Origin of the sequence: Arthrobacter sp. NPDC058130, assembly GCF_042884475.1 — a bacterium.
Taxonomy (GTDB): Bacteria; Actinomycetota; Actinomycetes; order Actinomycetales; family Micrococcaceae; genus Arthrobacter.
In genome coordinates, this window is the sequence record NZ_JBHVTV010000017.1 from 42,444 (window position 1) to 54,711 (window position 12,268).

General features: G+C 64.3%; 11 protein-coding genes and 3 pseudogenes. 3 read left to right on the forward strand and 11 right to left on the reverse strand.

Going from position 1 to position 12,268, the window contains the following annotated elements; genetic code table 11:
* Positions 1-33 precede the first annotated feature (33 nt).
* Positions 34-1,002 (reverse strand): annotated as a pseudogene (locus tag ACFVTM_RS21110) (IS110 family transposase); the annotation flags it as partial.
* 156 nt (positions 1,003-1,158) lie between these two features.
* Between ACFVTM_RS21110 and ACFVTM_RS21115 the strand changes: the two are divergent.
* Positions 1,159-1,605, forward strand: a pseudogene (locus tag ACFVTM_RS21115) (IS30 family transposase); the annotation flags it as partial.
* A gap of 72 nt (positions 1,606-1,677) precedes the next feature.
* On the opposite strand, the gene ACFVTM_RS21120 reads toward ACFVTM_RS21115, so the two are convergent.
* The 3 genes from ACFVTM_RS21120 to ACFVTM_RS21130 are packed head-to-tail and all read right to left on the reverse strand — an operon-like array spanning position 1,678 to position 4,525.
* Complete coding sequence (locus ACFVTM_RS21120) at positions 1,678-2,673, reverse strand: amidohydrolase family protein (RefSeq protein WP_390206036.1); 996 nt, start codon at positions 2,671-2,673, stop codon at positions 1,678-1,680.
* Positions 2,670-3,377 carry a 4-carboxy-4-hydroxy-2-oxoadipate aldolase/oxaloacetate decarboxylase gene (locus ACFVTM_RS21125; protein ID WP_390206038.1) on the reverse strand — a complete coding sequence of 236 codons (708 nt, stop codon included), beginning with the start codon at positions 3,375-3,377 and terminating at the stop codon, positions 2,670-2,672. The genes ACFVTM_RS21120 and ACFVTM_RS21125 overlap by 4 nt, the downstream gene beginning before the upstream one ends.
* Positions 3,377-4,525, reverse strand: a complete 1,149-nt coding sequence (locus ACFVTM_RS21130; protein ID WP_390206039.1) for a zinc-binding dehydrogenase — start codon at positions 4,523-4,525, stop codon at positions 3,377-3,379. The genes ACFVTM_RS21125 and ACFVTM_RS21130 overlap by 1 nt, the downstream gene beginning before the upstream one ends.
* Before the next feature lie 99 nt (positions 4,526-4,624).
* On the opposite strand from ACFVTM_RS21130, the gene ACFVTM_RS21135 reads away from it, so the two are divergent.
* Complete coding sequence (locus tag ACFVTM_RS21135; RefSeq protein WP_390206040.1) at positions 4,625-5,572, forward strand: hypothetical protein; 948 nt, start codon at positions 4,625-4,627, stop codon at positions 5,570-5,572.
* A gap of 358 nt (positions 5,573-5,930) precedes the next feature.
* On the opposite strand, the gene ACFVTM_RS21140 is transcribed toward ACFVTM_RS21135, so the two are convergent.
* The 7 genes from ACFVTM_RS21140 to ACFVTM_RS21170 all read right to left on the reverse strand — a co-directional run bounded on the left by ACFVTM_RS21140 (position 5,931) and on the right by ACFVTM_RS21170 (position 11,636).
* A complete protein-coding gene (locus ACFVTM_RS21140) occupies positions 5,931-6,602 on the reverse strand; it encodes a 2,3-bisphosphoglycerate-dependent phosphoglycerate mutase (protein WP_390206041.1) in 672 nt (223 codons plus the stop codon).
* Positions 6,602-7,450 carry an alpha/beta fold hydrolase gene (locus ACFVTM_RS21145; protein WP_390206043.1) on the reverse strand — a complete coding sequence of 283 codons (849 nt, stop codon included), beginning with the start codon at positions 7,448-7,450 and terminating at the stop codon, positions 6,602-6,604. Before ACFVTM_RS21145 ends, ACFVTM_RS21140 begins: the two co-directional genes overlap by 1 nt.
* A gap of 12 nt (positions 7,451-7,462) precedes the next feature.
* Positions 7,463-8,260 carry a 3-methyl-2-oxobutanoate hydroxymethyltransferase gene (locus ACFVTM_RS21150; RefSeq protein WP_390206045.1) on the reverse strand — a complete coding sequence of 266 codons (798 nt, stop codon included), beginning with the start codon at positions 8,258-8,260 and terminating at the stop codon, positions 7,463-7,465.
* A gap of 5 nt (positions 8,261-8,265) precedes the next feature.
* Positions 8,266-8,781 (reverse strand): hypothetical protein, encoded by a 516-nt coding sequence (locus ACFVTM_RS21155; protein ID WP_390206047.1) that lies wholly within the window; start codon positions 8,779-8,781, stop codon positions 8,266-8,268.
* 3 nt (positions 8,782-8,784) lie between these two features.
* Positions 8,785-10,065, reverse strand: a complete 1,281-nt coding sequence (locus tag ACFVTM_RS21160; RefSeq protein WP_390206048.1) for a Rieske 2Fe-2S domain-containing protein — start codon at positions 10,063-10,065, stop codon at positions 8,785-8,787.
* Positions 10,066-10,150: 85 nt separating this feature from the next.
* Positions 10,151-10,474 carry a 2Fe-2S iron-sulfur cluster-binding protein gene (locus ACFVTM_RS21165; RefSeq protein WP_390206049.1) on the reverse strand — a complete coding sequence of 108 codons (324 nt, stop codon included), beginning with the start codon at positions 10,472-10,474 and terminating at the stop codon, positions 10,151-10,153.
* Between the two features lie 52 nt (positions 10,475-10,526).
* Entirely contained in the window at positions 10,527-11,636 is a 1,110-nt protein-coding gene (locus tag ACFVTM_RS21170) for a HoxN/HupN/NixA family nickel/cobalt transporter (protein WP_390206051.1), read from the reverse strand.
* A 287-nt stretch (positions 11,637-11,923) separates the two neighbouring features.
* On the opposite strand from ACFVTM_RS21170, the pseudogene ACFVTM_RS21175 reads away from it, so the two are divergent.
* Positions 11,924-12,222 (forward strand): annotated as a pseudogene (locus ACFVTM_RS21175) (hypothetical protein); the annotation flags it as partial.
* Positions 12,223-12,268 lie beyond the last annotated feature (46 nt).

The following is a 12,268-nucleotide window of genomic DNA, read 5'->3' on the forward strand; positions in this document are numbered from 1 at the left end:
CGTGCCAGGGCATTGGGAATCTAAATGTTTCTGTCAAGCCGCTTGAGCGGTGCCGGATCGGTTTGGTTCCTGGTAGGTGGTGTGGTCGCGGAGCATGGCCCAGAGGGTGTTGATGCGGCGGCGGGCGAGGGCGATGAGGGCCTGTTTGTGTGGTTTGCCTTCCCTGCGTTTGCGGTCGTAGAAGGCTCGTGAGGCCGGCTGTTCTTCAGACTGGAAAGAGCGGCAAGGTAGCAGGTGCGCATGAGCCGTCGGTTGTAGCGGTGTGGTCTGTGGTGGTTGCCGGTGATGCGGCCTGAGTCTCTGGGGGCGGGGCGAGGCCTGCGACACTGGCGAGCCGGTCGGCCCTTTCGAAAGCGCTCAGGTCTCCGCCGGTGTTGGCCAGAAACGTCGCGGCCAGCACGGGGCCGAAGCCGGGCATGCTCTGGAGGATCTCGGCGCTGTCTTGCTGGCGGAAGAGGTCTGTGATCTGTTCCGGCAGCCGCGTTTTCTGAGCCAGCCGGTGAGCCGGGCCAGTCCTGTCCGCCGGATGCCCTCGGGAGTCTGGTGGCCGCCCAGGAGGATCAGGGGAGCTTTCTTGGAGTAGTCGAACGCCCGCTCAAGCGCAGGGAAGTACTCCAGCAGAGTGGCCCGGAGACGGTTTATTGACCGCACCCGGTCGCACACCAGGTCGGTGTGGCGGGCGGTGAGCAGGCGGAGATCGGTGCTGATCTGATCGGCCCCGCGAACGGGCTGCAGATCGCTGCGCATGCGTGCCTGGTCCGCGATGATTCTTGCGTCTTTGGCATCCGTCTTGCCGTCTCCGCGGTAGGTTGCAGCCGCGTGATGGACCGTCCGTCCCGGGATATAGAGCAGGTCCTGCCCATGTCCTGCCAGGAGTGCGATCAGCAGCGCTGCGCCGCCGGAGTTCAGATCCGTTGCCCACACCACCTCACCGCCATCGGCCAGGTCCAGGACCGTGCCCATGAGCTGCAACAAAGCGGTTTCGTCGTTCTCGACCCGCTTCAATGAGCGGTCGAGCTGTCATTGGGGCGGCGGGCGGCCATTCCCATTGAGCCGTCCATGCGGCAGGGCGACCTCAGCCATACCCGCTGCCCCAAGGGGAGCGATCAGGACCCTACTCCAGCCCGGAAATCACCCACCTGAAAATCGTAAGGAAGGGATCTGATCACCGGGGCGAACAACCAGTCCGGGATCGGGACCCTGGTCGAGCGCACGACCCGTTACGTGATGCTGGTCCACCTGCCCGGAGACCACACCGCCGAAACCGTCCGTGACGGGCTGATCGCCACGATCTCCACGCTGCCGGACCACCTGCGCGGCACCCTAGCCTGGGTCCAGGGGGCGGAAATGGCCGCCCATAAATTCTTTACACTGGCCACCGACATGCAGGTCTACTTCTGCGACCCGGGCAGTCCCTGGCAGCGGGGCTCCAACGAGAACACCAACGGTCTGCTGCGCCAATACTTCGAAAAGGGCACGGACCTGTCCGTCTACAACCCCGAGGACCTCGAACACGTCGCCCAGGAACTCAATGGACGTCCACGCAAAACGCTCGGCTGGGATACCCCAGCCGAGCGTCTACGTGATTTACTACTAACCACCTAACCAGCAGGTGTTGCAATGACCCCTGGAAACCGCCAGGTGAGGGGCGCCGTCGTTAAAGCCGGGATGCTCGGCTCAGAAAGCCGCGGGGACGCGCGCGGCCAGTCCCGGATAAACCTCAAGGGCGTTCTCTCGAAGGATCCGGCGTTCATTCTCCTCAGACAGACCGGCACTCTTGACGTAGACCAGGGTGTTGTCCCACTCCACCCCGGTCTCGGGGTCCGCGCCACGCACGGCACCGAGCATCTCCGAAGCGAAGAGGATGTTGCGGGACGGGACAACGCGGGTCAGCAGGTCGATGCCCGGCTGGTGGTACACCGCGGTGTCGAAGAAGACGTTCTTCAGCAGCTCGGAGGGGTCCTGCCAACCGTTACGCATGGACAGACCACGGTAGCGGCCCCAGTGGTATGGGATCGCGCCGCCGCCGTGCGGGATCACGAAACGCAGTCCGGGGAAGCGCTGGAAGAGGTCCGACTGCAGCAGCTGCATGAACACGCTTGTGTCCGCGTTCAAATAGTGCGCACCGAGGGTATGGAAGTTCGGGTTGCACGCCGTGGAAACGTGGATCATGACGGGGATGTCGAGTTCCTGGATGACCTCGTAGAGGTCAAACCAGGACTCGTCCGTCAGTGGCTTCCCCGCCCAGGTCCCTGAAGGATCCGGGTTGAGGTTCGCGCCCACGAAGCCAAGCTCGGTGACAGCGCGTCGCAGCTCGGCAATGACGCCAGCGTGGTTGCCCTCCGGTGTCTGTGGCAGCTGGGCCACCGGCGCGAAGTGCTCCGGGTACAGCTGGCTCACACGATGCACCAGGTCATTCGAGGCCTGCGCCCAGCCGTTCGCGATCCCGGCGTCCGGAATGTGATGTTCCATGCCCGAGGCCCGGGGGGAGAAGACCATGAGGTCCCCGCCGCGCTCCCGCAGCACGCGCAGCTGGTTTGGCTCCACGCTTTCGCAAAGCTCGTCGTCGCTGATCACCGCGAGCGTGGCGTTCTCACCGGCGAGCTGGGCCTTACGGAAGGCGAACAGCTGCGCAGGCTCCGTGGTGTAGTGGCCGTGGATGTCGATGATCACTTCTGGGCCTCCTGAATCCAGTCCTCGTAAGGGATGTAACGGATGCCAGCGTTTTCAATCAGCGGACGCATGTTGTTGACGTCCAAGGCAATCTCGCCAGCCTCGTACCGCGCACGTGCCTTCGCTTCCTTCTCCTCGCGCGCCCTCGAGGCGGCGAGCACCTCGGCTGCCTTAAGGCGAGGCACGACGACGACGCCGTCGTCGTCGGCGATCACCACGTCACCGGGATTAACAATTCTGCCGGCGATCGAGATAGGGACGTTGACATCGCCAAGGGTTCCCTTGCCGGTGCCCTCGGCCGAGACGGCCTTGGACCATACCGGGAAGCCCATCCCTTGAAGATCGGCCACATCCCGCACCCCCGCTTCGATGACGAGTCCGCGCACGCCGCGTGCTTGGAGCGAGGTGGCAAGGAGGTCGCCGAAGTAACCCATATCGCACGGCGCGGTGGGCGCAACAACCAGCACATCACCGTCGGCGCACTGCTCCACCGCAACGCCGATGGTGGTGTTGTCGCCCGGGGCGACCGTGACGGTGACGGCGTTGCCGGCGATCCGGGCTCCTGTCTGCACCGGGTTGATGTGCGAGCCGAGCAGGCCTTCGCGACCCTGGGCCTCGTGAACGGTGGCGACGCCGTAGCTGGCGAAGGCGTCCACAATGTCGCGTTCGGCGCGCGGCGGGTTCGTCACAACAAGGCCGGCCATCAGCGCACGGCTCCGCCGGGTTGACCGATCATTTCGGGCATCATCGAGACGTGGATGGCATCCTCGTCGGTTTCGCCGGCGAGCACGCGGATGGCGTGGTCCACCTGGTCGATGCCGTAGCGGTGCGTGGCGAGCTTCTCCAACGGGTAGCGGTGGGAGGCAAGCTGAGCCACCGCTAGTTCGCAGGCGTTGAAGGAGTGGCCACGGGCCGATTTGATGGTGATGGCCTTCTCGGTAACCTGTTTGACCGGGAAATCCGGGAACGCCGCCAGCTCGCCCTGGATGAGCAGGGTTCCCTCGCGGCGCTTGAGGACGTCGACGCCGAGCAGCACCGGAGCCGTACCGGCGCGGGAGGTGCAGTCGAGCACAAAATCCAGGCCCCTGCCGTTAGTCAGATCCATGATCTTCTCGCGCGGGTCCTCGGTGAGAACGTCGATGACCTCATCGGCGCCCAGTTCCCTGGCCAGCTCGAAACGGGCCTTGTCACGCGTGGTGCCGGAGACGATCACCTGGGCAGCGCCGGCGGTCTTCGCGGCAACAAGCTGGGCAAGGCCCTGCTGGCCGGGACCCTGGATCAAAACGGTGTCGTTGTAGCCGACGCCGGCGGTCAGGAGCGCCCACTCGATGCCGTTGGATAGCGGCATGACCAAGCCGGCCTCTTCCGCGGTGATGGTGTCCGGGATCTTGTGGAGCACCGCGTTCCACGGCAGATACATGTATTCCGAGAATCCGCCCCAGAGAGTTCCGGGGAAGTCAACGGAGGTGTATCCGAAACGGCGCGCGTCCGGGTTGGTGCGCCAGTCGGTGGCCTCACAGTGGCGATATTCGCCAATACGGCACCACTCGCAACTGAAGCAGGCAACATAATGCTCCACGAAGACGCGGTCGCCTTCTTGGAGTCCCTGGCGCTTCTTGAACTTTTCGCCGGCCTCCACGATGACGCCGACGTTTTCATGGCCCATGATCACCGGGCCCTGCGTGGCCGGGGTCTTGGGCGGTTTGGAATAAAGCTTCACATCCGTGCCGCAGATTCCTGCGACCTCGATCCTCAACAGCGCCGACTCATCGTCGATATTCGGCCGGTCAAATTCGCGTATTTCGGTGGTTCCCGGAGCAACCCGGACCGCCGCAAGCACCTTCTCAGACATCTACTGGCTCCCTCGAGCACGGCCCATAGGCCTTGGCAAAATGGTTAGTCCAATCTAACATGCAAGTGTTGACCATCACTAGACCTCATCGGAGGCAACATGCCCGTCCAGCTTTCCGCTCTTAGCCGATCCCAAGGGAATACCAGCCGTGTCAAGGACGGTACGGTTGTCCCTGAAGGCTACTCGCTCGATTTCGAGGAGGTGCCCGTCCTCGTCAAGGGATTCCGTCGCATGGTCCGCGAGCTTGCCTTCGACGTCAGCGAAATGGCGCTCACCACCTACCTCACCGCCAGGGAACACGGCGTGAGGTTCACCGCACTGCCGATCTTCCTGGTCCGCGGTTTCCACCACAACGCGATCGTGGTCCGCCGCGGTTCCGGCATCACCGATCCCGGACAGCTCGTGGGCAAGCGCATCGGCGTGAACCGAGGCTACACCGTGACCACCGGCGTCTGGGCCCGCTCAATAATGGCAAATCAGTACGGCCTTGACCTCGACTCCGTCACTTGGGTCCTCTCCGGCGACGAGCACGTGGAGGCGTACACGCCGCCGTCGAACGTCATCTCCGCCCCCGCTGGCAAGAGTCTCGAACAGATGGTGCTCGACGGCGAGCTCGAGGCCGCGATCGGCGTCAGGAGCGACTCCCCCGGCCTTGTCCCGCTCATCCCCAACGCGAACGACGTCGCCCTCACCGCCTTGCGTGAAACAGGCCTCTACCCGATCAACCACCTTGTGGTCATCAAAGACGAGGTCCTCGAAGCCCACCCCGATGCAGCCGTGGCCGTCTTCGAGGCCTTCGCCGAGTCCAAGCGCCAGTACGTGACAACCCTCAAGGCCGGTGCCATCACTGAGCCCGACTCCGCGGACCGCCTCCACCTCAAGGTTCTCGAGGCGACAGGCTGGGATGATCCGCTCCCCTACGGCATAGAACCCAACCGCGGCGTGCTCGAAGACCTCATCGAACAGGCAAGAAAGCAGCACATCCTGACCAAGACCGTGAAGCTGGACGAGCTCTTCGCGGAGTCCGTTCGCGGGCTCGTTGGCTAGGTCCCCATACGTATCGCCGTCGCCGCCGACCAACGGCATCGAGCTCAAAGCTCGGCTGCCGCTGTGGCTCGGCGAACGTGGTCATGAGACGTTCCACGCCGGAGCTCACGAGCCCGGCGTCGTCGTCGACTATCCCCGCTGCGCGCGGCGGTAAGCCGCCGTGTCGCCACGAAGAAGCGGAGCTGGCGATCGTGATCGGCGGCAGCGGGCAGGGCGGGGGCATCGCGGGGCCGCAATGAGGCGAACGTCATGGTCCTCGGCAGCAAAGTCCCCGGCGACGATCAAGCGCTGGCTCTGGCGGAACGGTGCCTGGAAACACCGTTTAGGGGAGGGCAGGGCGCCGCGCGCATAGAGAGGATCAGGGAACTGGAATCCGCACCTGAAGGGCATTGGCCTGAATGGTCAGCGGGATGGCGGTTCCCAGCTCGCTGCGAGCGGTCTCCTCTAAAGACCTACCCGTGCACAGGTGCATCAGTGCTCGCAGGGCGTTGCCATGCGCAACCAGCACCACGCAACGGCCCGCTGCAAGCTCTGGAGCCAGGATATCGCGCCAGTACGGCGTCATACGTTCCGCCACGTCTGCCAGGCTCTCTGCTGCAATACCCGCCGCCTCGGGAAGTGCGGCGTACCGCGGATCGGTGCGCTGGGCAGCCAGTACAGCGTCATCGGCCAGCGGTGGACGGCCGTCGACGCTGCGGCGCCATCGCTGTACTTTCTCTGCACCAAAGCGCACTCTGGCCTCGTTCTTGACCAGACCCTGAAGCGCGCCATAGTGCCGCTCGTTCAGCCGCCAGTGCGCGCTCGGGGACAGTTCCCAGCCGGCCCCCTCGATCAGCAGGCGGGCCGTTTCCACGGCCCGCCCGAGGACTGAGGTGTGCACCGCGTCCGGACGCAACCCGGCAAGGCTCTGCGCGGCGTCGCACGCTTCGGCACGGCCGCGCTCGGTCAGGGGAACGTCTAGCCAACCCGCGAACACATCGTCGGCATTCGCGACGCTCTCGCCATGGCGCAGCAGCACCAGAGGACGCACTAGTGCTGCTCGAGGAACGCCCGAATCCGGGCAGGTGACGTTTCCGGAGTCTGTTCGACGACGGGAACATCCCAGTATTCATGAACCGGGAGGCATTCTTCGAGATAGCGCGCAGCAGACGGCGCATGGGAGCTGTCCTGGCCCGGCACGATCAGACCGGGCACCGGGAGGGTCATGAGATCCTCGGCCTCGACACCCGGCACCGTATCCCGGTCGAAGAGACCGCGCACGGTTCCGTCCACGATGAGCTCGTACTTCTTCACGTCCATGGCTGCGTAAGCCGCGGCGAACTCATCGTTGCTGCGCAGCGGCGCCGCCCAAGGCCCGACGCGCGGATCCTTACTGAATCCGGCGGTGCTCGAACGGGCGAGCTCGACGACGGCCTGCATCCCGTGCTCCATCGCGAAGGCGAGGTGCTGGGTGAAGCGGCGGTGCTGTCCCATACGGTACTGCGGCCCCCCGGCGGGCGAGAACAGCACCATGCTGCGCACGCGTTCCGGGTGCTGGACGGCCAGTGCGGCCGCGGTCGAGCATCCAACGCAGCCGCCCATGGTGTGGACGGCGTCGTAGCCGAGGTGATCGATGAGCCCCAGCGCCTGGGTCACATAGCGGTCCCAGGTGAGTCGCTCCACACGGCCACCCGACTGTCCGGACTCGCGACGGTCAAAGACCACGCAGGTGTAACTGTCCCTGAGCGCAGCGACGAAGCCGAGGTCGCGGTAGCGGCCGAAAGTGGTCCAGTTTTCCAGGGTGGAGTCGAATCCGCCCGGGCTGAACATCAGCAGCGGCGGGCCATCGCCCACCGTCTCGTAGCGGGTGGGGATTCCATCAATTTCGACGACGGGCATGACCAACTCCTGTTATCCCTGGCCGCGGAGGTGCTGCGCCCCGCGGATATCGGCGATGCACTCAGTGAGGGCGTCATATGCGACGCGACCCACATTGGCGTAGGTGGTGGGTTCCTTGTCGATCCACTTGGCGTTGTAGCCGATGGCGGCGGTGGACATCCGGATCCGACCGTCAAGCCATGGACCGCCGCCGAAACCGCCGAGTACCGGGATGGACACTGCGTCCACCACGGCTGGCCCCACCACGGGACCCGAGTTCGTGAAGTTGAGCGCGACGGCGCCCGCAGACTCGAGCCGCTTGGCCTCGGCAATGAACTGCCCCACCATCTCGTCCGGGACCAGGGCGCCTTCGGCCTGTGAATACGCGACGCCGTACTTGAGGGCCGTCTGCGGCGTGATGCCGAACTGCGCAAAGACGGGCACCCCGGCACGTGTGACGGCCTCGACCGCCTCGGGGAAGTCGGCGGCGCCGTCGAGCTTGACGAGATCAACCCCGGCCTCTTTCGCGAGGCGGATGGCTGCACTGACAGCCTCTTTTAAACCCTCCTGAAGGGGGCCGAAGGGGAAGTCGCAGCTCATGAGCGCATTGTCGACGCCACGGCGCACCGCTTTGGCGGCCACGAGGATCTCCTCCATGGTGATCTCCAACGGATGCGACTGGCCCCATAGGTTGACGCCCACGGAGTCGCCCACGGAGATGATGTCCGCGCCGGCGCGGTCGGCGATGCGTGCCATCTGGTAGTCCCATGCGACGATGCACGCACTCTTCCGGCCGGTCGTCTTCATGGCTTGGAGCTGGGGAATGGTCATGGTGCTCATGCGCGGGTGGCCCTGAGCAGTTCAATCAGATCGTCTTCTTCCGCCGGGACCAGCAGAATCCGCGCGTGGGGACGGAGGTGGAAGAGGGCGTCACTGGTGAGCGCACCCGGGGTGACGACCAGTCCTGCCGTCATGATGCCGCGTTCACGGGCGAGGTCACCGATGGCGGTGACCGCTGTCGCGTTCTCGCCGGAAGTGGCCACCATGACCACCGTGTTGGTGTCGGTCATGACCTCATCCAGGGGCACGTTCGAGCCGTCTACCTCAGCCAGCATCTCGCCCGGGTCGGTTATGGAGAAGAAACGAGCCTGACCCCACTCAAGCAACGCCGCGGAGCGAATGATTCGCTCCGCCTCGTCGTCGAGGGCGACGACGCGGGTGTTCCGCGCGGCCGAGAGAGGGTAGTCGATTCGGTAGGCCGCTTCCTTGGCGGTCGCAGCCTCAGCGCACGAGCTCGGGCCAGCCGGCACCGAGCGCGGACCACTCGCGTGGTCGTGATCGTGGTCAGACATGGCTCAGACCGAGGTGTGCGGCTTGGCAGGTTCGGCGACCATGGCTTCGCCGATGCCCTCGACGAAGGACTGATCGGCCGGGAGCACGATCGCGACCGAGCGGACCTTCTGGTCCTTGGCGCGGTTGCCTGTGGGCTCGACGCCGTCCTGCAGCCCCTTGACGGCCTTGTAGAGTTTCTGGCGCGCCTTGATGATGCCGGCGTCGGTGGCGACGAGGCGTTCCTTGGTCCGGTCGACGAGCGGGCCCATCGACTCCTGCAATGAGGAGTCCTGCAGCGCGATCCCCTCGATGCCCGAGTAGTTTTCGCCGCGCTTCTGGGACTCACGGTCCATCAGGTAGTCGTTGTCCTTGTTCGCCAGCGGCCGGTAGGACGGGTCGTTCGCGCTGTGGACACCCTTGCCGGCGCGCATCGCAGCGACCTCGGTGTCGGTGAGCTGGCGGGTGGGGTGGTAGTCGAAGCTGTATGCCCAGCAGTTATCGTCGTCGATCGGCACCCAGAAATGACCGTGGACGGGGTGGTCGCCACGTGGGGGAACCATCGTGAAGTTCGGCAGTACCCACGGTGTCACGCGCCAGTAGTACTTACCTTCTTCAGCGTTGCGGCGGGCGCCGATCAGCAGGCCGCCTTCGGAGTCGACTACCTCGAAGAAGGGCTTGAGATCGCCCTTGTTGTACTCGTTGCCCTTGGAACCCTTGAAGAGCGGGTCGCTCTCCAAGTTGCCGCCGTGCAGGAAGGTGACGTGGCTCGAGTCGATGCCGCCCTCGAGAGCCTGGAGCCAGTTGCACTCCTGCAGGCGCTTGGAGGTGAAGACCTGGCCGTCCGGAACGGTGTAGGCTTCCCACTCAGGCAACGGCGGCTGAGCGGCAGGGTCGCCAAGGTAAGCGAAGAGCACGTCGCCTCGCTTGACCATCGGGTAGGATTTCAGCTTGACGTTGGCGCAGAAGTTGCTCGACGCCGGCTCGCTCGGGACCTGGACGGCCTGGCCGGTGACATCGTACTTCCAGCCGTGGTACGGGCAGCGCAGGCCGCCTTCTTCGTTACGACCGAACCACAGCGAAACGCCCCGGTGCGCGCAGAACTCGTCCATCAGGCCGTAGCGGCCTTCGGAGTCCCGGAAGGCGATGAGACGCTCGGAGAGCACCTTCACGCGTACCGGCGGGCAGTCGTTCTCAGGGAGTTCCTCGGCGAGCAACACCGGCTGCCAGTAGCGGCGGAAGAGGTCGCCCATGGGAGTTCGCGGACCCGTCTGGGCCAACAATTCATTGATGTCCGTACGCAGCATTGCGAAGGATCCTTTCGTCCTGACTGGCATTGAGGTACTTACTGCTGTCCGGGCACTACATGTACTTGTGCCCGGATCGGGAGATTTAGGGCTGCGTGGGCGGCAGGTCGACAACCAGGCCGTTGAGCTCGTCTTCGAGCACAATCTGGCATCCGAGGCGGCTGCAATCGCGCGGCTCGGAGACGCCCATGTCGATTAGGTCCGCCTCGATGTCGCCCGGGATGCCGACGGCCTCCCGGAATTCTTCGCGTACCCATACGTGGCAAGTGGCGCAGGAGTTGTTCCCGCCGCACTCGCCGATGATGCCGGACACGCCATTGCGGAGAGCGGCAGACATGACCGAATCGCCGGCCTCGGCGTCAACGACAGTGGTTTCGCCGACGGCACTGACATACGAAATCTGAACCATTTGAACCTCCTGATAATGGTCTAACCATTATGCCCTTCGAAGACCTGGGATGTCAACGGCTTTCGGGAAGCTGAGTTGCCGAGGCGTCATTCTTGGGGGAAGGCGAGGTCAGAATGGCGGACCATCGCCGCTCAATCCCGGTGAATTTCCACACCGCAAGCGCCACGAGCCAGACCGCCAAGAAGAGCCCGACAATCGCAAAGCCTGCGTAGTCCAGCCTGATGCCCGCGATGACCGCAATCGGGCCGCTTTCTATCCCAAACTGTTCCGCGATAACGCTCAGCAGCTCAATCCCGCCGATCACCACGGCCACGAGAACGGAGATCAACGTCACCGTGAGGTTGTAGTAGACCTTGCGCACCGGTTTGGCAAAGGCCCAGCCATAGGCCGTATTCATGAATACGCCGTCCACCGTGTCCGCCAGACACATGCCTGCCGCGAAAAGCACCGGGAGCACCATGATGGCGTACCACGGAATGTGCACCGCAGCCGCTCCGCCAGCGAGAACCAGCAGCCCCACTTCGGTGGCGGTGTCGAAGCCAAGCCCAAACAGCACGCCAACAGGGTAGATGTGCCACGGCTTGCGGACCCCGCGGGTGAGGCGCCCCAGGAAGCGACTAAAGAAGCCGCGCGAATCAAGGTGCCTCTCCAGTTCGGCTTCGTCGAAGATGCCCCGCCGCATATTGAGGAATACCCTGCCAATCCCCGCAAGAGAAGTCATGTTGAGGAAGCCAAGCGTAAGAAGGAAGATCGCCGAAACGAGCGGGCCAATGACGCCAGTCCACTGATGGAGCGCCGAAGAATCGTCCCCCACTTGCACAATCAAAGCCTGAGCTCCGAGCGAAATGAGAATGGAAAGCGCAAAGACGATCGTCGAGTGGCCCAGCGAGAACCAGAATCCGAGCGAGAGGGGCTGTGGCGGCAGAACGCCGCCCACGGTTCCGGCCCGAGCACGGTCGTCGATGAGCTTTCGGGTGGCATTGTCGACGGCGGCAATGTGATCGGCATCGAAGGCATGACGCAGGCCAAAGGTGTAGGCCAGCAACCCTACGCCTACCGTAAAGATCGGATAGTCACCACCGAGGCTAAAGCGTTCCGGCGCAACAAGCCCGAAGAGTACGCAAAATCCCACCACATGAAGCAAGACAATGAAGAGACCCATGCCCTTCAGACTTCGCCAATCCCGCACGCTGAGGCCGTTTGTGAACCCTGCAAGTCGCTCTCGAGCAGTGATCCGAAGACTCACGGCGTCCTCCGTCGTTGGATAATGGTATAACCATTATCCTATTCACAATTCCTGCAAGGTCAATAACATGTGAAGGTCGCCCACCCCGGTGGTCCGCGAGTACAGGTCAGCGGCCAGGCCGACGTGGACGAACCCGGACGAGTCCGTTCGTGCCCCCGGTGCGCGCCAGCCGGTTCGCGGCGTGCTGGGCTTCGGTCCCGGTCATGGCCCTGGCGCAGGAGGCCGGCCTGCGGGACTTGGCCGACGAAAGGTTCTCCATGCCTACCGACAAGGGCGCCAATGCCGGGCTGAAAGTCGCCTCGCTGGTGTCGAGGATGCAGGGATCCGGCGATGGCTACTCCGACGTACGGGGCTGAACGCGCTGCTTGCCACCGTGTCCACCCCGGATTCGGCTCCGGTGATACTCGCCCAGCGTCTGCGCAAGGGCTCCGCCGGCTCCCCGCACGGAGCGAACCGGCTGGTCGCCGACGCGCTGGCCACGATGGAACGGCTCCGTGCACGGCACGGATTGCCACCGGGACAGCATCGCGCAATAATGTTTAGCAGAG

What these genes read in the sequence shown, in the direction of transcription:
- ACFVTM_RS21170 (WP_390206051.1), bottom strand. Translation starts at nt 11,636, where the DNA reads ATGGGTCTCTTCATTGTCTTGCTTCATGTGGTGGGATTTTGCGTACTC.
- ACFVTM_RS21125 (WP_390206038.1), bottom strand. Translation starts at nt 3,377, where the DNA reads ATGGCCGGCCTTGTTGTGACGAACCCGCCGCGCGCCGAACGCGACATT.
- ACFVTM_RS21150 (WP_390206045.1), bottom strand. Translation starts at nt 8,260, where the DNA reads ATGACCATTCCCCAGCTCCAAGCCATGAAGACGACCGGCCGGAAGAGT.
- ACFVTM_RS21155 (WP_390206047.1), bottom strand. Translation starts at nt 8,781, where the DNA reads ATGTCTGACCACGATCACGACCACGCGAGTGGTCCGCGCTCGGTGCCG.
- ACFVTM_RS21145 (WP_390206043.1), bottom strand. Translation starts at nt 7,450, where the DNA reads ATGCCCGTCGTCGAAATTGATGGAATCCCCACCCGCTACGAGACGGTG.
- ACFVTM_RS21160 (WP_390206048.1), bottom strand. Translation starts at nt 10,065, where the DNA reads ATGCTGCGTACGGACATCAATGAATTGTTGGCCCAGACGGGTCCGCGA.
- ACFVTM_RS21130 (WP_390206039.1), bottom strand. Translation starts at nt 4,525, where the DNA reads ATGTCTGAGAAGGTGCTTGCGGCGGTCCGGGTTGCTCCGGGAACCACC.
- ACFVTM_RS21165 (WP_390206049.1), bottom strand. Translation starts at nt 10,474, where the DNA reads ATGGTTCAGATTTCGTATGTCAGTGCCGTCGGCGAAACCACTGTCGTT.
- ACFVTM_RS21135 (WP_390206040.1), top strand. Translation starts at nt 4,625, where the DNA reads ATGCCCGTCCAGCTTTCCGCTCTTAGCCGATCCCAAGGGAATACCAGC.